A 20,302-nucleotide genomic window follows, 5' to 3' on the forward strand; every position below is an offset into this window, starting at 1 on the left:
CGGCCGGTGCATGCCGCCTCACAGGCCCACGTCGCCGCGCAGCGCCGGGGTCGCGCTCAGCCCCGCGGTCCTGACCGTCTGCTGCATCACCGGGCGTCCCTCGAGGCTGGTGTCCGTCACGATCGTCCGCTCGTAGGCCGCGATCGCGCCGTTCGCGCCCATCGGCAGCGTCGTGCCGAACATCAGCGGCAGGTGCGAGTGCGCCGAGCCCTTGGGATCCCAGAACCCGAGTCCCTGGACTTCCATCAGGATCCTGCCGACGTTCGAATGCTGGCCATCGAGGAAGACGTCGTAGTAGTCGCCGACGCTCACGAGCGGCAGGATCTGCAGCTGGCGCGTCACGGCGTCGACGCGGCCGATCACCACCATCAGGCCCGGGCCGCCGGCCGCCTCCGCCGGGCCGACGATCCTCAGTTCCCCGCGCCCCTGCTGCGAGGTCGTGGTGTTCCCGCCGAGCACGCCGTACTTGATGGAGCCGCCCGATACATGGCGGGCCCGGCTGTCGGACGCGGCGATCAGGTTCCAGGTGTTGGGCTTCGGCGCGCCGTCCACCTCGGTGCGGGTGGCATGGCCATCGCCACGCAGATGCAGTTCGAGCCTGAGCTCGCGCGTGAGCCGCCCCTGCCCGTGCTCCTGCGCCAGTTCCTCGGCGAGGTAGACGATCTCGCCGCGCCACGAAGTGAGCGGCCGGACGTTGCTGCTGCGCTTGCGCGTGGTGACGATCACGTCGCCGTGCGAGCCCGGCGGATCGTTCGGGCCGGTCGGCAGCGTCAGCTCGATCTCGGCCTCGCTCCAGCGCGTGACCGGCAGCACCGTGCCGCCCACGCTCACGGTGCCGGGCTCGGCACCGAAGCCGCCGTGCACCACGAGCTTGTCCTTCCAGTCGACCTCGAGCATCGTGATCAGCGGATTGGTCAGGTCGAAGCCGCCCTGCCCGAAGCGCTTGATGGGCGCGGGACGCGAGCCGGGCTCGCCGGTCGGCGGGTTCTCCAGCAGGCCGCGGCTGCCGAGGTAGCGCCAGACGTCCTCGAAGTCGAAGGCGCGGTTGGGCGGCGTCCTGGGATCGTTGGCATTGACGCCGGTCATGCGGTCGAACAGCGCATCGACCGTGCGGTAGCCGGCGGCGGTGGCGCTGCCCTGCCAGGCGATGATTTCCGAGGCGCCCACGTTGCTCAGGCTGGCGCGGAACACCGCGGCCTCGGCCAGCCCCGCGCTGCAGGCCATGAGGACCACCAGCGAGTTGGGCGCGAGCTTGAGGTATTTGCGGATGAAGATGCTGGTGATCGCGTAGTTGGGCCGGCGCTGGCCGTGCAGGTACTCGTTCCAGCGGCTGCGATCGCGGTGCAGGATGATCGAGCGGTCGTCCAGGTCCTGTGCGTAGAGTTCGTCGGCGTCGTCGCTCGAGTTGTTTTCGGTCAGCATCGCGAAGTCGCGGTAGGCGTCGGGACCTTCCTTGGGACCGTAGACCGCGGCATGCCCGTTGAGATAGAGCAGCCCGACTTCGCCGGCATTCTTGAGCGCCTCGAGCGTCAGCACATGCTGCGCCGGCACCGTCCATCCGCGCTTCTCGAGCGCCGCCTTGGCCTTGGCGATGGCCGCATCGCCCTCGGGCGAGAAGATGTCTTCCTTGAGCTTGAGCAGCAGCGCCTTGTCGCTGCCGGGCACCTGCATGTCGCCGGCCGCGAGAGGGGCGGCGCGCTGCTGGCGCGCGGCGAGATCGCCTTCGCGCGGTGCCGTGGGCGCGGCCGGCGCCCCGGTCTTCCAGTCGTCGGTGAAGAGGAAGTAGCGCCCGTCGGTGAAGCGTGCCCACAGGCTGTCGGTGTCGATGTCCACGGCGTTGTACTCGGGCTGCAGCAGGACCCAGTCGCGCAGCGCCTCGAAGGGCCTGGCGGTGCGTGCCCCGAGCAGTTGCTCGTACTTCTCGGCGACGCGCCAGGTGGCTTCGGAGCGCTGTTCCGAACTGAACCGGCCACCGGTCCCTCCGCCGCCGCCGTCACCACCCGCGCCCCCGTCGCCCGGGCCGGGAAGCGGTGGAACGGCCCACCCGCCCGCGCCGCCGCCACCACCGCCACAGGCCGCCAGCGCGGCGCCCATGCCCGCCGTCATGGCGCGCGTCAGCAGGCGGCGCCTCGTGCTTTCCGTTTGATCCATCGTCGATCCGTCTTGCTGCGTGGTCAGCGCCCTGGTGAAGTTCCGCGGCACAAGCGACCGGCTTCTGCGCGAGATGGAACTTAGGGCGACGCGGCGGGAAAGAGGTCAGCGAACGGTAAGGGGTGCAAAAGATCGACGGACGGCGCGCGCGGCGCCGGATCGACGGCACTCAGCGCTGCAACTGGCGCAACTCGTCGCTGGTGTTGGCGTTGAAGAAGGCGGCCGCATCGTCGAACGCCACCTGCACCCTGCGGTGCTGCGCGGTCCATTGGCCGAACTTGCGCTCGCCCGCCTGCAGGAAGGCGAGCAGGCTCGGCGCCAGGCCGGTACGCAGCAGGCAGAACACGGGCTGCGCGCGCAGCTCGCCGTCTTCGCGCGTGGCGGCCATCGCGATCTCGGCGCCCTGCGCGGCCGCGGCCTCGGCCAGCCGGTCGACCAGGTCCGGCGGAAAGTCCGGCGTGTCGCAGGGCACGGTGACCAGCCAATCGGTGCGCGCATGCTCGAGCCCGGTCAGCAGGCCCGCGAGCGGCCCCGCATAGCCTTCGATGGAATCGGACCACACGGGCACGCCCATCGCCTCGTAGTCGGGCAGGTTGCGATTGGCGCTGAGCATGGCCGTGCCCACCTGCGGCTGCAGGCGGCGCAGCGCATGCAGCGCCAGCGGCGTGCCGCGGTGGTCCTGCAGGCCCTTGTCGACGCCGCCCATGCGGCTGCCGCGGCCGCCGGCCAGCACCAGGCCCGTGATGTCTTCGCGCGCGATGAGGTTCATGCGCGCATTCTCGCCCGAGGCCTACGACCTCAGCGTCCGCAGCGCCGAGGTCCAGCGCAGCAGCTCGTCGAGCATCGCCTTCGCGGCCGCCGCGTTGGCGGGGTTGGCCGACAGGCCGCCCTCGGCCTGCAACTGCTGGCCCACGTTCGTGAACGCGACCGCCTCGAGCATCGGCACCACCTTGAGCGTGCCGAGCAGCTGCTTGGTGACCTGCACCGCGCGGATGCCGCCCGACATGCCGCCGTAGCTCACGAAGCCGACGGCCTTGTACTGCCATTCGCGCACGAGGTAGTTCAGGGCATTGACCAGCGCGCCCGGCGGCGCGAAGTTGTATTCGGGCAGCACGAACAGGAAGGCATCGGCCTCGGCGACGCTCGCGCTCCAGGCGCGCGTGTGCTCGTGCGTGTAGCGCTGCAGGCGCGGATGCTCGGGCTCGTCGAACACCGGCAGGCCGAAGGCGGCCAGGTCGACGAGACGGACGTCGAAGCCGCCGTGCGCTTCGGCGATGCCGTGCGCCCATTGGGCGACGGCCGGACCCACGCGGCCAGGCCGCGTGCTGCAGATCAGGGTATGGAGGATGGGACGGGTCATCGCCGAATCCTAAGTCATGGCGTGGCCAGTCCGAGGCGCGCGAGGGTCGCGGCCTTGAGGCGGCTGTCCTCGCGCACCTGGCGCTCGAAGTCCTTGCCCGGCTGGAAGTCGACCACCTGGTTGGCACCGCGCGCCCAGGCCTGGTACTTGGGCGAGGCCACGGCCTCGCGGCACGAGGACTCGAGGCGCGCGACCACAGCGTCGGGCGTCTTCGCGGGCACCAGCACGCCGCCGAAGCTCGCCTGCACCACGGGCACGCCCGACTCCTTCAGGGTGGGCACGTCGGGGAACGAGGGATGGCGCTTGTCGGTGTAGACCGCGATCAGGCGCAGCGCGCCCGATTGCAGGTGGCCGGTGATCGAGCTCGCGAGCACGGCGCCGAAGCTCAGGCGCTCGCTCAGCAGGTCCTGCAGCATCGGCGCGTCGCCCTTGTAGGGCACGTGCGTGAGCGCGACCCGGGTGGCGGCCTCGATGTCCGAGGTACCCAGGTGCGGGATCGAGCCGGTGCCCGAGGTGCCGTAGCTGACCTTGCCCGGTTCCTTCCTCGCGTCGGCCAGGATGTCCTGCACGCTGCGGTACGGCGACCTGGCCGGCACCGCGATCGCGAAGATGTTGTCGAACACCTTGCAGACGTAGCGGAAGGAATCGAGCCCGTAGTTCAGCGCCTTGAGCCGGTGCGGCTCGCTGGTCAGCGGCACGGCGGGCGTGAAGACCACCGTGTAGCCGTCGGCGCGCGCGCCGGCGCCCGTGTTCAGGCCGATGGTGCCGGCCGCGCCGTCGCGGTTGATCACCGCGAAGGGCTGGCCGAGGTTCTCGGACATGGCCTGCGCGAGGCTGCGCGCATTGATGTCGAGCCCGCCGCCGGCGGCGAAGGGCACGATCATCTGGATCGGGCGCGAGGGATAGTCGGAGGCTGCCGCGGCGGGCAGCGCGGCGCACAGCGCGGCGAGCAGCAGCGCGCTGCGGCGATCGAATCGTCGGTTCATGGGAATGCCGCCGGCGGGTTACTCGGCGCGGATGCCGTTGCGCAGCACGCCGATGGCGTCGACCTCGATCTCGACGATGTCGCCGGGCTTCATCCACACCGGCGGGTTGCGCTTGGCGCCCACGCCGCCCGGCGTGCCGGTCACGATCACGTCGCCCGCGGCCAGCGGCGTGAAGGCCGAGATGTGCGCGATCTGGCGCGGGATGCTGTGGATCAGCTTGTCGGTGGTGGTGCGCTGCATCTCCTGGCCGTTGAGCCGCGTGACCAGGGTCATCACGCGCCCGTCGGCGATCTCGTCGCGCGTGACCATCCAGGGGCCGAAGCCGCCGGTGTGCCAGAAGTTCTTGCCGGCGGTCCATTGCGGCGTGGCGGTCTGCCAGTCGCGGATGCTGCCGTCGTTGTAGCAGGCATAGCCCGCGATGTGCGCCCAGGCATCGGCCTCGGCGATGCGCCGGCCGCCGCGGCCGATCACGACCGCGATCTCGCCCTCGTAGTCGAGCCGCGTCGACTCGGGCGGCAGCACGATGTCCTCGCCATGCGCGAGCTGCGATTCGGCCACGCGCAGGAACAGCGTGGGCTGCTCGGTGATCTCGCGGCCGGTTTCGCGCACATGCTCGCCGTAGTTGAGGCCCACGCAGACGATCTTGCCGGGGTTGGGAATCACGGGCAGCAGCTGAAGCTCGCTCAGCGCCAGCGTGGCGCTCGCCTGGCCGACGGCCGTGGCGGCCTCGGCCAGCAGGTCGGCCGCGATCAGCGCCTTCAGGTCCGCGGCGCGCTCGCCGAAGATCTGGCGCAGGTCGACGACGCGGTCCGCGCGGTCGCCGGTCACCGCGCCGTAGCTGTCGGTGCCGTTGAGTTGGTAGCTGATGAGTTTCATGGTCTGTCCGTGAGGAGTGATGGGAATAGAACTACGCCAGCCGACCTCCAATGCGCTGCGCGCCCTCGGTGATCAGGTGAACCATCTTGTCGAGGTCGACGATGGACAGGCGCGAGGTGTCGAAGACCAGCTGGATGGCGGCCCATGCGCCCCCGTCGGCCTTCGGGATCGGCGCGGCCACGGCCGCGAGCTGCGGTTCGAGTTCGCCGATCGACACGTAGTGGCCGGCCTTGCGGATCCTCGCGTAGAGACGGCGGAATTCGCTCCACTCGGCCGGCAGCCCGCTGCGCACGACCTCGTCGTGGCGGGCATCGAAGACCTTGCGCAGCTGCGGCGGCGCGAAGGTCGACAGCAGCACCTTGGGCGCGGCGCCCAGGAACAGCGGCCGCGGCCGGCCGCGCCCGTAGGCCAGCGTCGGCGGCGCGCCGCCCATCTCGCGATGGGTGTCGAGCACCTGCATGCCGAAGATGCCCGAGCTCACGCAGTCGAAGCCGGTGGCGGCCACCAGCTCGCGCATCACCGGGATGCCTTCGCGCAGCACCGGGTCGGCATTGCGGATGTAGTGGTCCAGCAGGATGATCCGCGGCCCGAGCGCGTAGTGCGAGTCCTCCACGCGCTGCAACAGCCCGGCCTCGAGCAGCAGCCGCACATAGCGGTAGCCCGTGGGCAGCGAGACCTCGAGCGCCGCGGAGATGTCGTCCGCCGTGCGCGTCAGGTGGGTGTCGTCGAACAGGTCGAGCACCCCCAGCATGCGCCCCAGGCTGGACATGGATTTTTCCGGCACGCCAATTCCTCCAGAGTGTCATGGCGCGACGGGGAGGTGTTGCGAGATGCGATCCAGATCGTGCCCCGTGCGCGCGACGCCGACGATATATCGGTCGGGGCGCAGTATCACCGCCCGCGCGTCGTGGGCCGCGAGCCAGTGGCGCAGCGGCGCGTCGGGCCGGTCGATGACGACGGCATCGGCGCGGCGCCAGCGTTCGGCGGTGGCGGGCGCGGCGGCCGCGAGCGCGTCGGGGCTGCCGATCACCGCGCTGCGCCGGCCCAGCAGCTCGTCGAGCAAGCGGCCGTCGGCCAGCCGCGGCTGGGGAAAGGGCCGGCCCGCGGGCGAGCCCGCGTCGGCATCGAAGGCGCCCTGGCCCAGCAGCTGCGGCGGCAGCTCGAAGATCTCGGGGCGCCCGGCGCGAAAGCGCGCATCGCGCTCGGCCGCGCGCGCGGGATCGGTGGTCTGGATGATGTTGCCGAGCCGCACCGCGAGCTCGATCAATGCGCGCACATGCGGCGCGCGTTCCGACTCGTAGGTGTCGAGCAGCGTCTCGGGCGCGCCGCGCGCGAGCACGGCCTCGAGCTTCCAGGCGAGGTTGGCCGCGTCGCGAATGCCCGCGCACATGCCCTGCCCGAGGAACGGCGGCGTCTGGTGGCAGGCATCGCCGGCCAGCAGCAGCCGGCCCTGGCGCCAGCCCTGCGCGATGACGGAATGGAAGGTGTAGATGGCGGCACGCTCAAGCCGCGCTTGCTCGGGCTTCACCCAGGGCGCGACCAGCCGCCACAGCGTGTCGGGTTGCACCAGCGCTTCGCGGTCGTCGTCGGGCAGCACCATGATCTCCCAGCGCCGCCGGTCGCCCACCACGTTGCAGTAGGTCATGGGCCGCGCCGGGTCGCAGTGCTGCACCGTGTGGTCGGGCAGCGCGACCGGTTGCCGCAGCAGCACGTCGAACACCAGCCAGGGCTGGCGCAATCCGAGGTCGACCATCGCGCTGCCCATCTGCCGGCGCACCGGCGAGCGCGCGCCGTCGCAGCCGACGACATAGCGCGCGCGCAGCGTGGTGTTCTCCTGCCGGTGCAGGTCGCGCACGCTCAGCGTGGCGCCGTCCGCGTCCTGCGCGATGCCGGTCAGCTCGTGCCGCAGACGCAGCTCGACGTTGGGAAAGCGCGCGAGGCCTTCGCGCAGCACGGCCTCGAGCTCGGGCTGGTGGAAGTAGTAGTTGTTGGCGCAGCCATGCGGGCCGAGCGCGGCGCTGCCGCCGCGGATCAGCATCGTCTCGCCCGCGCCGTTGACGAAATGCATGCCCTGCTCGCCGGGGCGCGCGATGGCCAGCACCTGCTCGCGCAGGCCCGCGCCCTGCAGGATGCGCAGCACCTCGCCGTCGAAGTGGATCGCGCGCGGCAGCGGGAAGATGCCGGCCTCCTTCTCGAGCACCAGCACCGACAACCCGGCCGCGCCCAGCAGGTTGGCGAGCGTGGCGCCGGTGGGCCCGAGTCCGACGATCGCGACGTCGTGCATGCGCATCGCTTCAGCCACGCTGGTCTTCCTGCATGCGGCGCGCCACCTCGGCCTGCCATTGGGCACGGCTCATGAACTTGGGGAAGCGCTTCGCGATGGCCTCGGCCTGCGCGAGGATGGCTTCGTCGGACTGCGACAGGTCGATGGTCTCGCGCAGCGGCTGGTCGCAGTACCAGGGCGTGTCCATGAACAGCTCGAGCCGGTTGCCCTCGGGGTCGCGGCAGTAGACGGAGATGGCGTTGCCGTGCGTGACCGGGTGCATCTCGCTCGCGCCCTCGGCCAGCAGCCGGTCGTGGAAGCGGCGCAGCGCGCCGAGGTCGGGCACGCGGAACGAGATCTGGTTGACCACGTTGAAGCCCGGGTTCGCGGGCCGGCCGGTGGCCAGCACGAGCTGGTGGTGCTCGCGCGGATCGCGGCTCAGGAACACCAGTTGCACCGGGCCCAGGTCGCCCGCGTCGGTCTGCGTGAAGCGCAGCGCCTGCTTGTAGAAGCGCGCCATGCGCGGCAGGTCGCTCACGTAGAGGCCGATGTGGCTGAACTGCAGGTCCGAAGGGCCGAAATCCGTCATCTCAATGTCTCCAAACGATAAATCGCACGGAGCTTTTCCGTTTCGATGTCGAAATAATATAGTTATTCTCGTATTTTGACAATAACTACGTTTTCTCTATCATCGCGACCGGTGCAAACCGCACCCAAGATCGAATGGAGACAAACCGATGAACGTTTCGAAGACGCGGGGCCGCCGCTGGCTGGCCCCTGGATGCATCGCCGTCGCGGGCCTGCTGGCGGGCGCGGCCTGGGCCCAGGCCGACTACCCGAGCAAGGCGGTGCGGATCATTGCCCCCTTCCCCGCCGGCAGCGGCCCCGACGCGAACGCGCGCGAGATCGCGGCCGAGCTCACGAAGCTGCTGGGCCAGAGCTTCTATGTGGAGAACCGCCCCGGGGCCTCGAACATCATCGGCACCGAGGTCGCCGCGAAGGCGCCGGCCGACGGCTACTCGCTCTACATCGGCACCACCAGTTCGCTGTCGGTGGTGCCGCATCTCTATGCGAAGCTGCCCTTCGATGCCGAGAAGGACTTCGCGCCCGTGAGCCTGCTCGGCGTGCTCAACACCGGCCTGATCGCCACGCCCGGCGTGGAGGCGCGCGACGCGCGCGCACTGATCGCCGCGCTCAAGGCCCGGCCCGATTCGGTGGCGGTCGCGACCGCGGGCATCGGCAGCTATTCGCACCTGTCGGCCCTGTGGTTCAACAGCGCCGCGGGCGTGAAGACCAACCTCGTGCCCTACAACAGCAGCAGCCCCTACGTCGACCTGATCGCGGGCCAGGTGCAGCTGATGTTCGACGGCCTGCCGGCCGCCGCGGGCAACATCCACACCGGCAAGCTCAAGCTGCTGGCCATCACCGGCAAGGAGCGCGCGCCGAGCTTCCCCGACGTGCCCACCTTCGCCGAGGCCGGCCTGCCCGACTACGCGCCGATCGCCTGGCAAGGGCTGCTCGCGCCCGCGGGCACGCCCAAGCCCGTGCTCGAGAAGCTCAGCGCGGCGATGCGCAAGGCTTGTCAGTCGCCCGAACTCGCGCGCAAGTGGCGCGACTACGGCGGCGAGCTGCGCTGCAACACGCCCGCGGAGTTCAAGGCCTTCATCGATGCCGATCGCGCGATGTGGGGCAAGGTGATCCGCGAGGCGCGGGTCAAGCTCGATTGAGCGCGGCGTGCGTTCTCCGCATCGCGCGGGTTCAGGGCCGGCGCAGCCACGCGCGCGCCTGCTCGCGCAGTTCGCGCTCGGCCTCCGAGTCGGCGGTCGGCAGGTCGAGGGGAACCTCGTGTCCGGCCTGCAGCAGGCGGTAGCCGAGGTAGCGGTACGGCCGCGGCAGGCGCGACAGCCGCTTCGCATCGAGCGCGAGCGTGGCGCCCTCGGCGTCCGCGACGAGGCTGTCCATGTCGTAGACGGCGGTGCGCCGCGCCAGCCTCCACGCGCTCTCCTCCTGCGCGAGCAGGTCGATGAAGCGGAAGTGGCATTCCCATCGCACCGGCGTGCCGTCCAGGCTGCCGAAGCCGATCATCATCACGGCCGACTCGGCCCAGGCGCGTTCGCCCTCCACCTCGCACAGCGTGCCGAGCATGCGGTGCCGGTTGAAGCTGCGGCCCTGCAATCGGCGCGAGGCCTCGACGAAATCGACATGGCGGCCGCGGAACCAGCTCACGGCGATGTCGCCGGCGGGCGTGAAGCAGTCGTTCAGCGCGGCCCAGCGCGCGTTGTCGCGACAAAAGGCCCAGCGCTGGATCAGTTCGGCGATGGCGGCCTGGTGGAGGATAGGTTCGGACTTCGATGGCATGGCGCTTTCTCGAGGGTGAAGGGCGCATCGCGCCCCGGGATGGGAGGTTCAGAACGTGTGCTTCACGCCCAGCATGAAGCCGCTCTGGGAGCCGCCGGGCGTGTTCGTGAGGCCGGGATAGCCGTTGACCGGCAGCGCCAGGCTGCCGCTGTTGCGGATGTGGCCCGCGGTCGCGTAGACCAGCGAGCGCTTCGACAGGAAGTAGCTGGCGCGGAACACGGCCAGCCGCGCCCCGTTGGCGGTGTGGCGGTAGTCGAGCTTGAACAGCTGCGCCTCGAACAGCCACGGGCCGCTCGGGTAGGTGCCGCCGAGCCACCACAGGTCGCTGCGCGGCTGCGTCGCGCTGCCTTCGTTGTCGCGCCGCAGGTAGCCCGCGGCGAGCTTGACCTCGCCCAGCTTCAGGTAGCCGTTGAGCGTGGCCCGCGTGTCGCTGCGGTCGCTGCTGGAGAGGCCACCGAAGGCACCGGGGCCGCCCTGGATCCGGTCGGCGCCGAGCGCGACACCCCACGACGCCTGCTCGTACTTGAGCATGCCCGACAGCGTGCGGCAGGCCCGCGCATCGCCGGGCAGCTCGCCCGCGCAGTTGGTGCCGCCCGGGCTGTTGGTCGCGACCACGTCGCGGCCCAGGCTGTAGAGCGCGCCGACGCTCCACGCGCCGAAGCTGCCGCGGTAGGCGATCGCGTTGTCGGCACGGATGTTCGCGAGGTAGGGATCGAGCGAGCTCGAGCTGTAGGCACCGGGTCCCATGATGTCCGACTCGGTCATCGACCAGAACAGGAAGGTCAGCTGCCGGCCCAGCGTGACCGTGCCCCAGTCGCCCGCCAGGCCGACCGTGGAGGTGCGGCCGAAACTGCGCCCGCCGTTGGCGATGACCCCGGTGTCGGCGTTGAAGCCCATCTCGAGGTTGAAGATCGCGCGCGTGCCGCCGCCCAGGTCCTCGGCGCCCCGGAAGCCCAGGCGCGAAGGCAGGGTGCCGAACTGCATGCGCGTGACGCCGATCGCGCCCGGCCCGCCATGGCCCTGTACGTGCTCGACCCCGAGGTCGAGCAGGCCGTAGGTCTGCAGGCTGCCCTGCGCCCGCGCGGGCGTGGCCGCGGCGAGCGCCGCGACGAGCGCGAGGGCCATGACGGCCCGTTTTTCTTGTCTCATGTCTTCTGGTCCTCGTGGGGGTGGATGCCGGTCTTCGCGGGTGCGCCGCATCGACGGCCCCCGCACGGTAGCCATGGCCTCGCGGGGCCAGAAGACGGCAATTTCTCGCGCTCGATCGCCGGCGGCTATCGCCAGCGCGTGGCGTTTGGCACCGGGGACGCTCGATGAAACTGCACCAGTTGCGCGACTTCGTGGCCGTGGCCTCCACCGGCAGCCTGCGCGCGGCGGCGCGGCGCCTGGGGCTCACGCAGCCCTCGCTCTCGAAGAGCATCCAGCAGCTCGAGAAGGAACTGGGCAGCGCGCTGTTCGAACGGCATGCGCGCGGCGCCGTGCTGAGCTTCGCGGGCCGCGCCTTCCTGCCGCGCGCAGAGACGGTGCTCAACGAACTGCAGCGCGCCGCCTCCGAACTCCAGCACCTCGGCGGCGCCGGCGGCCATGTGAACATGGCGGTGTCGGCGGCCGCCGCGCTCACGGCCCTGCCCGAGGCGCTGACCGAATTCCGCAGGCGCTATCCCGATGCCGCGGTGCGCGTAGTCTCGGGCACCTTCGCCGTGATGTTCAGCGAGCTGCGCGCGGGCGCGCTCGACTTCTCGATCGGGCCCCGGCCGGCCGTGTCGCTGAGCGAGGAGTTCTGCGTCGAGCAGCTGTTCACCAACACGCGCGCCGTCGTGTGCCGTGCCGGCCATCCGCTGCGCCATGCGAGATCGCTGGGCGAACTCACCGAGGCCCAGTGGCTGGTGCCCGGTGCGATGGGCCTGGCCGCGGCGGAGCACGACCAGGTCTTCCTGGGGCTGGGCCTGCCGGTGCCGCGATCGGTGGTGCAGTGCGAATACCCGACGGCCCTGCTCTCGCTGCTGGCCCGCACCGACATGCTCGCCATCGTTCCGCGCCAGTACGCGGACGCCCGGCCCTTCGACAGCTTCCTGGTCGAGATCCCGGTCGGCGAGACGCTGCCGGGCGCGGAGATCGTGCTGATCGCGAAAGCCGCCATGCCGCTCACGCCCGCGGCCGAGCACATGCTGACCTTGCTGCGCCGGCACATCGAGTACCACGTCACGGCCCACCGCGGCGGGACGCAGCCATAACCGCGACCTATCTTCATCGACGCCGCGGCATCTGCCGCCGTGCGAAGGCGCTGCCTAGACTCCCGCCGCATGAAAGTCCTTGCCCATCTGGCCGCCGCCGCGGCCGCGCTGCTTCTCTCGCCGGGCGCATGCGCCGACGGCTGGCCCGTGAAGCCGGTGCGCGTGGTCCTGCCCACGGCGGCGGGCAGCGCGCCGGACGTCATCGCGCGCCTGCTCGGCGAGCGGCTCGGCCAGCTCTGGAACCAGCCCGTGATCGTGGAGAACAAGCCGGGCGCCAGCGGCGTCATCGGCATCTCGGCCTTCAAGCAGGCGCCGGCCGACCAGCACGGCTTCCTGCTCGCGCAGGCGGCCGTCATCGCGGTGACGCCGCGCACGCTGGCGAACCCGCGCTTCGATGTCGACGCGGACATGACGCCGATCGCGCTCGTCGCGCTGAGCCCCATGATGATCCTCGCGCGCCAGGACTTCGGCGCGAACACGCTCGCCGAGGCCTTCGCGCTGGCGCGTTCGGGCAGGCAGCCGATCACGGTGGCCGCCACGGGCCAGTACTCGATTCCGCACCTGTCGGCCGAGTACATCCGGAAGGCCGCGGGGCTGGATGTCAACATCGTCTCCTTCGGCAGCACCGGGGGCGCCCTCAATGCCCTCGTCAATGGCGATGCGCAACTGATGGTCGACGGCATTCCGGGCGTGGGCGCGATGCGCCAGTCCGGGCGCATCAAGGCGCTGGCCACCACTGCCTCGGAGCGCCTGCCGGGCGAGCCCAAGCTGCCGACGTTGGCAGAGACGCTGCCGGGCAGCCCGGAACTCAGCGGCTGGTTCGTGCTGTTCGGCCGGAAGAACGCGAGCGCCGAGGTGGTCGAGCGCGTGAACCGCGACGTCCGCCAGGTGCTGCAGGATCCCCGGCTCGCGGCGCGCTTCGTGGAACTCGGCGTGTTCCCGCGTGCGTTGACGCCGGCCGAGACCGCGCGCTTCGTGGCCGACGAGCGGCAGCGCTGGGGGCGGGTGCTCGACGGGCTGAAGATCGAGGCGCGCTGAGCCGGCGACGACGCAGCAGTCGTTGCGTTCTTTAACATTCACTACTGTATGGAAAAGTCAGGGTAAGCCCGGGCTGCGTGTCGCTTTGTCCTCCCTATCATCCGCTCCGACCATTCACATGTGTATGGTGAATGATCGAACTGGCGATCCAAACCGGAGACAACATGACTCGCAACAGATCGATAGCCTTTGCTCTTTCGTGCACCCTGGCCGCGCTCGCCGCCGGCTGCGGAGGCGGCAGCGGCGGGGGTGGAGACGCGGCCGCGCTGGCGGCCGCGATCGCGGCGGCCAATGCGGCCGCTGCCGGGGCCAACGGGCCGGGCTCCGCGCCGCCGACCCCGCGGGCCGCATTCAAGGAGCGCTGCGGCGGACTGGTCGGCAAGGCCGTCGGACCGGGCAGCATCGCCACGGCCGAAGTGATGGCCGCGTCCGCAACCACGCTGCAGACCTGCCAGGTGCGTGGCGCCATCGTGAGTTCGCCCACCTCGACCATCAACTTCCGCATCGACCTGCCCGAGGACTCGGTGTGGAACCAGCGGCTGGTGCAGATCGGCGGTGGCGGCTACGACGGCGTGGTCGTCGGACCCGACCTCGTGATGCTGGCCAATGGCGACGTCTACAAGCGCGGCTATGCATGGGTCAGCGCGGACGGCGGCGTGCAGGTGCCCGACCTGAGCTCGACGCTCAACAACCCCTCGGCCTTCGACAACTTCGCCTTCGCCTACCACCCGCAGGTGTTGAAGGTGGCAAGTGCCGCGATCCAGTCGATCTACGGCAAGCCCGCCGCCAGGACCTACTTCTACGGCATGTCCACGGGCGGCCGCGAAGCGCTGCTGCAGGCGCAGCGCTATCCGCAGAGCTACGACGGCATCGTGGCCGGCGAGCCCGTGGTCGACTACAGCAACGTGATCCAGCGCGGGATCGCGCTGGCCAAGCTGGCGTTCTCGAACAACGGCGCGGGCTGGCTCAGCCCGGCCAAGATCAAGCTGTTCGGCGATGCCCAGATGGCGGCCTGCGACGGCCTCGACGGCGCGGTGGATGGCGTCATCTCCAACGTCAGCGCCTGCCGCTTCGACGTGCGCACGCTGCGCTGCCCGGGCGGCGCGGACGGCGGCGACAGCTGCCTGTCGGATCCGCAGATCGCGTCGGTCGACTTCATGCGCTCGGACTTCACGCTGCCCGTGCCGGTGGCGAACGGCATCACCAGGGCGCCGGCCTGGGGCGTGGGCGGCGAGGCGGCGGCCGCCGGCAACTGGACCATCGCGCAGTTCGGCGCCAGCCCGACGGCGCCGGCGAGCCAGCTCTACTTCTTCTCCGACTGGTGGCTCAAGTACCAGGTGACCTCGAACGTCAACACGACGGTGCTCGGCTACACGCCGGGGTCCGATCCGGCGCGCTGGCTCGAGCTCTCCGAGAAGGTCAACGCGACGAATCCCGACCTGTCGGCCTTCGCGGGACGCGGCGCCAAGCTGCTGCTGTGGGCCGGTGCGAGCGACAACCTGGTGCCGCCCGGCTATGCCACGGACTACTACCAGAGCGTGGTCGGCAAGCTGGGCCAGGAGACCACCGATTCCTTCATGCGCTTCTACATGCTGCCGGGCGTGGTCCATGGCCCGGGCGGCCCGGGTGCCGGCATCGTCGACAACCTCGCGATCCTCGAGAACTGGGTCGAGAAGGGCAAGGCGCCCGACGATTCGCTCACGGCGGCGCGGCTGGCGGCCGACGGCAAGCGCGTGGAGATGACGCGTCCGTTGTGCCGCTACCCGACCTGGCCGAAGTACCGCGGCGCCGGCGACCAGAACCTGGCGGCCAGCTTCAGCTGCGCCTACGACTGAAGCAGCGGGGTGCTAGCGCGCCGGGGCCTTGCCGGGCTCCGGCGCCAGCAGCATCTGGGCCACGAAGCGGCGGCGCTCGGCCTTGTCGGCGGTGGAGCCCTGGTTCCTGAACAGCGACTCCGACTGCATGTAGCAATAGAGCGTGAAGGCGCGCGAGCGCGCCGACTTGGCGTCGAAGCCGCAGGAGAGGAAGCATTCCTCGATGTAGGCGAGCCGCTTGGCATCGACCTCGTCGACGATCATGCGCGCCATCTCGTCGCGCCGGGCCCAGGCACGGACCGCGAGCTCGACCGACGCGCCCTTCATGGCCGCGCGGCCATGGAACGGCAGCTCGACCAGCTCGACGATCAGGTCCTGCGCCTCGACGCCCTGCTTGCGGTAGCGCGCGATGATCTGCTCAGTCTGCGCCTCCTGCCAACTCACGAGGATGCGCTTGAGCAGGTCGTCGCGGTCGACGAAGTGCCAGTAGAAGGAGCCGCGCGTCACCTGCAGGAGCTTGGCCAGCACGTCGACGCGGACCGCGTCGATGCTCTTGTCGATCAGCAGTTCCGTCGCGGCCACGATCCAGTCGGCGGGCCCGAGCTGGGACCGCTCGGAGGCCGGTTTGGCGCCGGCCTCGCTCTTGCGCTGCAGGGCGGCCGAGGCCTTGCGCGGGCGCGGTTTGCCAGGGGTGGTCGTCAGCATGCGCCGATGATAGCGGAGGCCCGCATGCACCAGAGTCAGGGCCCATTCCCTTGGGCAAACCCTGAGCCGTCCGTCCGGATCCGGCTGATAGCATCGCCTCACCATACACATCTGTACGTGTATTGAGAAACGCGAAAAAGCTTCTTCCCCGACCTCATCGAAAGCCATGCAGTACCAGTTCCTGACCCTCGAACTCCAGGAGGAGATCGCCCACCTGCACCTGAACCGCGCCGGCAAGCGCAATGCCCTCAACGACGGCCTGGTGCTGGAGTTGCGGCATGCGTTCGAGAACCTGCCCGGCCATGTGCGCGCCGCCGTGCTAGGCGGCCAGGGCGCGCACTTCTGCGCCGGGCTCGACCTGTCCGAACTGGCCCACCGTGATCCGCAGCAGGCGGTGCAGCACTCGCGCATGTGGCATGCGGCGCTCGATGCCATCCAGTTCGGCCCGGTGCCCGTGATCGCCGCGCTGCACGGGGCCGTGATCGGCGGCGGCCTCGAGCTGGCCGCGGCCTGCCATGTGCGCGTGGCCGATGCCACCGCCTTCTACGCGCTGCCCGAAGGCACGCGCGGCATCTTCGTCGGCGGTGGCGGATCGGTGCGCATTCCCAAGCTGATCGGCGTCTCGCGCATGGCCGACATGATGCTCACCGGCCGCGTGTACCGCGCCGACGAGGGCGAGCGCGTCGGCTTCTCGCAGTACCTCGTGGCCGAGGGCAAGGCCTGGTCGCACGCGCTCTCACTGGCCCACCAGGTGGCGCGCAATGCGCCGCTGACCAACTTCGCGGTGATGCAGGCGCTGCCGCGCATCGCGGAACAGCCCGCGGACCACGGGCTGATGACCGAAGCCCTGATGAGCGCCATCGCGCAGAGCGCGCCCGAGGCGAAGCTGCGCGTGCAGGCCTTCCTCGACGGCGCGGGCGCCAAGGTGCGCACGCCGCAGGCCGGCGCGGACATCGCGCCCGCCGCCTGAACCACGACATTCACAACGACCGAGGAGACTTTCATGCAGACACGACGGACCTTCATTCAGGCAGCGGGCGGCGGCGCCCTCGCCTCGCTGCTGCCGCTCGCGGCTTCGGCCCAGGCACTGGACCAGGTCAAGATCTACTACGGCTTTCCCGCCGGCAGTGCCGGCGACAGCGTGGCGCGCCGCATCGGCGAGAAGGTCGCGGGCTCCGCGTACTCGCGCAATGTCGCGGTGGTCGACAACCGCCCGGGGGCAGGCGGGCGCATCGCGCTCGAGGTGCTGAAGTCGGCGCCGGCCGACGGATCGGTGCTGGCGCTGTCGCCGTTCTCCTGCACCTCGATCTATCCGCATGTCTACTCGAAGCTCAGCTACGACGCGAACAAGGACTTCGTGGCCGTGTCGATCGGTGCGGTCATGCACCACGGCCTCGCGGTGGGACCGAAGGTGCCCACCAGCGTGGTCACGGTGCGGGACTTCCTGGCCTGGGCCAAGGCCAACCCGCAGGAGGCGAACTACGGCTCGCCGGCCGCGGGCTCCACGCCGCACTTCATCGGCGCCCTGCTCGGCCTCACGGCCAACGTCGACCTGCGGCACGTGCCCTATCGCGGCTCGGTGCCGGGCATCACCGACGTGGTGGGCGGGCAGATCGCCGCCATGGTCACGCCGAGCGGCGACTTCCTGGCCAACCACCGCGCGGGCAAGCTGCGGATGATCGCGACCTCGGGCCGCCAGCGCTCGCCGTTCTCGCCCGAGGTGCCGACCTTCGCGGAGCAGGGCTTCGCCGAGCTCACGACCGAGGAATGGTTCGGCTTCTATGCGCCGGCGCAGACGCCGGCGGCCGCGATCGGCCGCGCCAACGCCGCCGTCAATGCCGCGGTCAAGGAGCGCGCCGTCATCGACAGCCTGGGCGTTGTCGGCCTGATCGCGCGCGGCTCGACCGCGGAAGAGATGGCGAAGTCGCAGCAGGCCGAGTTCGAGCGCTGGGGGCCGCTGGTCAGACGCATCGGGTTCACGGCGGAGTCGTAGGCCAGAGCCACGAGGCCTTCGCGGCCCGGGGCGCCGTTCAGCGCTTCACGAATCGAGATGGCGCTCGCGGCTCCACTGCTCGACGAAGGTCCTCGCATCCCGCTTCAACGCATCGATGACATCGGGGCCATCCGTGCCCGCCACGACGAGGCGGCGCCGGACGATGCCGCCCAGATCCAGATCGGCATGGCCCGATGCGAAGGCCGCGCCCTGCGCGGTCGTCACGCGAATCTTCACGTGCCACCCTTGGTAGCAGAAGTCGAGTTCGTTGTCGGGAGTCATGACAGGCAGGCGCCGTTCGCCAGGCGAAGGGGTATCTCGAGAGATCGGATTGATAGTAAATATATCAATGAGTAGCAATTCTATCTATCCGAATCGACCTGGCGCCCCGCAAAGCTGCGCTCGCGCGGCTCTCAACGGAAGCGCTTGCTGAATTCGCGCACCACGCCAATCACCCGCGCCGCGCCGAGCGGCTTGATGGGGTAGCGCGGATTGAGGGGCCGCAGGTAGAACTCGCCCCCGTCCCTGACCAGTTGCTTGAAGGTGGTCTGCGCGTGCTCGTTGAGCGCGATGACGTAGTCGCCGGGCAGCACCTCGAGGTCGGGTTCGACGACGATGATCGAGCCCTCGGGGAAAGAGTCGCCCAGTTCGCTGGCCATGCTGTCGCCATGCACGCGCAGCGCATAGGTGTGGCGCTTGACCGGGACCGTCACGGGGACGGTCTCGAAATTGCCACGTGGCTTGAAGTTGTCGATGACCGTGTAGTTGCCGGCCTCGACCTCGGACACGAGCGGCACCTCAGCGCGCATGACCGTGCCCTGGCTGATGTTCGGGCCGCCCGAGAGCAGTTCGCCGACGGAGATGCCGAGCAGTTCGGCAACGCGCGGCTGGTTGGCGCGCTTGGGTGCGGTGCCCCCGGCTTTTTCCCATTGCTGGACTGCACCCCGACTCACACCGACGGCGTCAGCAAACTGCTGCTCGCTCATCCCGAGCCGTCGGCGCCCTTCGCGAATCAGTCTATGAATGCTCATAGTCTAGAGGCTAGGTCCTCCGATGGATGGAAAATAAATCATAGCTAGACGTTCTGGCTAGCTCGACTCTCCATTCATGGGGGAACGAACCTCCGACACCGCGCCTGCACCGGGCATGCGGGCGGGATGCGGACGGCGCGGGCGGGTGCCGGATCAGCCGGCCAGATCGAAGCAGCAGCCCGCGTAATAGGCCTTGTCGCCGCCATCCACGAACGGGACCTCGATCGGCTTGCCTTCGTTGCGCCAGCCATCGCGGCGACGGTAGCCGGCCTGCTTGAGCTGCGCCATCAGGTCGTCGTGATGCTCGATGCGATAGGGGCAGACCGCGAAGCCGATGCTGTTGAGCGTGTAGAGGGTGCGATCGGGATGCAGCGCCGTGGTGTTCAGCACGATGCGCCGGGGCTTCACCGCGAGCGCGGCGAGGATCTCCGACAGCCGTTGCGGCAGGTATTGCAGGCTGCCCGAGGCATACAGCACGTCGCAGCCGCTGGCGTCGGCCAGCGCCGTGGTGAAGCCCAGCTGGGCCGCCGCGTCGCGTTGCAGCGCCAGTGCCTCGCCGGCGCGCACCACGCCCGGCACGTCGCACACGGTCCAGCGCAGGCCATCGGGATAGGGCAGCACGCGGCGGAACGCGTAGTACTTGATCCCCACGTGGCCGCCGAGGTCGAAGATGCGCGTCATGCCGTCCTCGAGCGAGCGCCCGAGCCAGAACAGCGCCGGGTAGTCGTAGAAGTAGACCTGGTGGCTGTAGAGCTGCGTGGCCGCCTGCGCGTTGTCGTAGCCCACCGCCTTGGAGGGCGGCGCGCCCGCTTCGGCCGCGGCGAAGCTCTCGAACGAGCCCATGAAGAGGTTGTCGTCTTCGTTGTCGAGGAACTTGCGCCTATAGGCGTTCGCGCGGGGCAGCCGCGCCAGCAGGTTCGAGAGCATTGCAGGCCCCTTTCGAAAGAATTGATTGTTCGCGTCGAGGCCGATGCTGCTTGCGATTTCCGGAAATTACAAATCCCCGGTCGATCTTTCGATTTCGCTTACGAATCGGATGAATTAATAACGCTCGCGCCGCGGATCGGGCAATTGAAATCGCGTCGAGCCGAATTGAAGATCCGATTCGCCCTTTTCCCGCGGGCCGTGGGAGCCACTGTTCCAGCCCGCTCGCACTTACCGCGGCGCTTCGGAAAAAGGGCTGATTTCCCCAGGAAAACCAACGCTGAAACGGGCCCGACATACCCATCGCGAGAGCCTTCGCCACGCTTTTTCGGCTCAAAAGACAAATGGCTACCTCGTTTAATCGATATTCGGTAGTTCCGATCTGAAATAAACAAGTGCAAATGTAATCGACCTCCCAAATAGGGCCCACGCACATCTGCAAACCTCCTACTATTTCGACACAAATTAGTCGCAAAAAATCTATTTCGTTGTCGAATCAATAGCCGTTCGAAGCTGTTTTTTCGCTGTCTTTTGCAATTTCGAATCGGACGGTGATATGGACATTCAGA

Annotated in this window: 20 protein-coding genes; 6 read left to right on the forward strand and 14 right to left on the reverse strand. The window is 69.5% G+C overall.

All coding sequences use genetic code 11. From position 1 onward, the window contains the following. Positions 1-18 precede the first annotated feature (18 nt). From AC07PU_RS04300 to AC07PU_RS04335, 8 genes are all read right to left on the reverse strand, one after another. Positions 19-2,151, reverse strand: coding sequence for a hypothetical protein (locus AC07PU_RS04300; protein ID WP_495315515.1), 2,133 nt, complete (start codon positions 2,149-2,151; stop codon positions 19-21). Between the two features lie 169 nt (positions 2,152-2,320). Further along, positions 2,321-2,920, reverse strand: coding sequence for a molybdenum cofactor guanylyltransferase MobA (gene mobA, locus AC07PU_RS04305; protein WP_495315517.1), 600 nt, complete (start codon positions 2,918-2,920; stop codon positions 2,321-2,323). A gap of 21 nt (positions 2,921-2,941) precedes the next feature. Beyond that, positions 2,942-3,511 (reverse strand): NADPH-dependent FMN reductase, encoded by a 570-nt coding sequence (locus tag AC07PU_RS04310; protein WP_495315519.1) that lies wholly within the window; start codon positions 3,509-3,511, stop codon positions 2,942-2,944. A gap of 14 nt (positions 3,512-3,525) precedes the next feature. Further along, on the reverse strand, positions 3,526-4,497 hold the full coding sequence (locus AC07PU_RS04315; RefSeq protein ID WP_495315521.1) for a tripartite tricarboxylate transporter substrate binding protein: 972 nt from the start codon (positions 4,495-4,497) through the stop codon (positions 3,526-3,528). A gap of 18 nt (positions 4,498-4,515) precedes the next feature. After that, entirely contained in the window at positions 4,516-5,373 is an 858-nt protein-coding gene (locus tag AC07PU_RS04320; RefSeq protein ID WP_495315523.1) for a fumarylacetoacetate hydrolase family protein, read from the reverse strand. A gap of 31 nt (positions 5,374-5,404) precedes the next feature. Beyond that, positions 5,405-6,142 carry an IclR family transcriptional regulator gene (locus AC07PU_RS04325; protein WP_495315525.1) on the reverse strand — a complete coding sequence of 246 codons (738 nt, stop codon included), beginning with the start codon at positions 6,140-6,142 and terminating at the stop codon, positions 5,405-5,407. A 33-nt stretch (positions 6,143-6,175) separates the two neighbouring features. Continuing rightward, positions 6,176-7,675, reverse strand: coding sequence for a bifunctional 3-(3-hydroxy-phenyl)propionate/3-hydroxycinnamic acid hydroxylase MhpA (gene mhpA / locus AC07PU_RS04330; RefSeq protein WP_495315527.1), 1,500 nt, complete (start codon positions 7,673-7,675; stop codon positions 6,176-6,178). Then, complete coding sequence (locus tag AC07PU_RS04335; protein WP_495315529.1) at positions 7,668-8,225, reverse strand: VOC family protein; 558 nt, start codon at positions 8,223-8,225, stop codon at positions 7,668-7,670. Before AC07PU_RS04335 ends, mhpA begins: the two co-directional genes overlap by 8 nt. A gap of 148 nt (positions 8,226-8,373) precedes the next feature. On the opposite strand from AC07PU_RS04335, the gene AC07PU_RS04340 reads away from it, so the two are divergent. Beyond that, on the forward strand, positions 8,374-9,363 hold the full coding sequence (locus tag AC07PU_RS04340) for a Bug family tripartite tricarboxylate transporter substrate binding protein (RefSeq protein WP_495315531.1): 990 nt from the start codon (positions 8,374-8,376) through the stop codon (positions 9,361-9,363). A gap of 31 nt (positions 9,364-9,394) precedes the next feature. Here the strand turns inward: AC07PU_RS04340 and AC07PU_RS04345 are convergent, their stop codons facing one another. Together AC07PU_RS04345 and AC07PU_RS04350 are read right to left on the reverse strand one after the other, a co-directional pair. After that, a complete protein-coding gene (locus AC07PU_RS04345) occupies positions 9,395-9,994 on the reverse strand; it encodes a nuclear transport factor 2 family protein (protein ID WP_490878678.1) in 600 nt (199 codons plus the stop codon). Positions 9,995-10,042: 48 nt separating this feature from the next. After that, the gene (locus AC07PU_RS04350; protein ID WP_490878679.1) at positions 10,043-11,143 is read right to left on the reverse strand and encodes a porin; all 1,101 of its coding nucleotides are present in this window, start codon (positions 11,141-11,143) and stop codon (positions 10,043-10,045) included. A 164-nt stretch (positions 11,144-11,307) separates the two neighbouring features. Between AC07PU_RS04350 and AC07PU_RS04355 the strand changes: the two genes are divergently transcribed. The 3 genes from AC07PU_RS04355 to AC07PU_RS04365 all read left to right on the forward strand — a co-directional run bounded on the left by AC07PU_RS04355 (position 11,308) and on the right by AC07PU_RS04365 (position 15,101). After that, entirely contained in the window at positions 11,308-12,228 is a 921-nt protein-coding gene (locus AC07PU_RS04355) for a LysR substrate-binding domain-containing protein (RefSeq protein WP_495315534.1), read from the forward strand. A gap of 69 nt (positions 12,229-12,297) precedes the next feature. Next, positions 12,298-13,266: a Bug family tripartite tricarboxylate transporter substrate binding protein gene (locus tag AC07PU_RS04360; RefSeq protein WP_495315536.1), complete on the forward strand. Its 969-nt coding sequence runs from the start codon at positions 12,298-12,300 to the stop codon at positions 13,264-13,266. A gap of 164 nt (positions 13,267-13,430) precedes the next feature. Further along, complete coding sequence (locus tag AC07PU_RS04365) at positions 13,431-15,101, forward strand: tannase/feruloyl esterase family alpha/beta hydrolase (RefSeq protein ID WP_495315538.1); 1,671 nt, start codon at positions 13,431-13,433, stop codon at positions 15,099-15,101. Positions 15,102-15,113: 12 nt separating this feature from the next. Here the strand turns inward: AC07PU_RS04365 and AC07PU_RS04370 are convergent, their stop codons facing one another. After that, the gene (locus AC07PU_RS04370) at positions 15,114-15,785 is read right to left on the reverse strand and encodes a TetR/AcrR family transcriptional regulator (protein WP_093350042.1); all 672 of its coding nucleotides are present in this window, start codon (positions 15,783-15,785) and stop codon (positions 15,114-15,116) included. Positions 15,786-15,951: 166 nt separating this feature from the next. Here AC07PU_RS04370 and AC07PU_RS04375 point away from each other — a divergent pair, with 166 nt between their 5' ends. Then, positions 15,952-16,755, forward strand: coding sequence for a crotonase/enoyl-CoA hydratase family protein (locus tag AC07PU_RS04375; protein ID WP_495315541.1), 804 nt, complete (start codon positions 15,952-15,954; stop codon positions 16,753-16,755). A 33-nt stretch (positions 16,756-16,788) separates the two neighbouring features. Continuing rightward, positions 16,789-17,778, forward strand: coding sequence for a Bug family tripartite tricarboxylate transporter substrate binding protein (locus tag AC07PU_RS04380; RefSeq protein ID WP_495315543.1), 990 nt, complete (start codon positions 16,789-16,791; stop codon positions 17,776-17,778). 45 nt (positions 17,779-17,823) lie between these two features. Here AC07PU_RS04380 and AC07PU_RS04385 read toward each other — a convergent pair whose 3' ends face one another. The 3 genes from AC07PU_RS04385 to AC07PU_RS04395 form a co-directional block, all read right to left on the reverse strand. Further along, positions 17,824-18,060: a hypothetical protein gene (locus AC07PU_RS04385; RefSeq protein WP_479669160.1), complete on the reverse strand. Its 237-nt coding sequence runs from the start codon at positions 18,058-18,060 to the stop codon at positions 17,824-17,826. A 131-nt stretch (positions 18,061-18,191) separates the two neighbouring features. Continuing rightward, positions 18,192-18,809: a LexA family protein gene (locus AC07PU_RS04390; protein WP_479669159.1), complete on the reverse strand. Its 618-nt coding sequence runs from the start codon at positions 18,807-18,809 to the stop codon at positions 18,192-18,194. 153 nt (positions 18,810-18,962) lie between these two features. Beyond that, a complete protein-coding gene (locus tag AC07PU_RS04395; protein ID WP_495315545.1) occupies positions 18,963-19,736 on the reverse strand; it encodes a TIGR04325 family methyltransferase in 774 nt (257 codons plus the stop codon). Positions 19,737-20,302 lie beyond the last annotated feature (566 nt).

The organism is Variovorax sp. GW821-FHT10D07, from assembly GCF_059415325.1.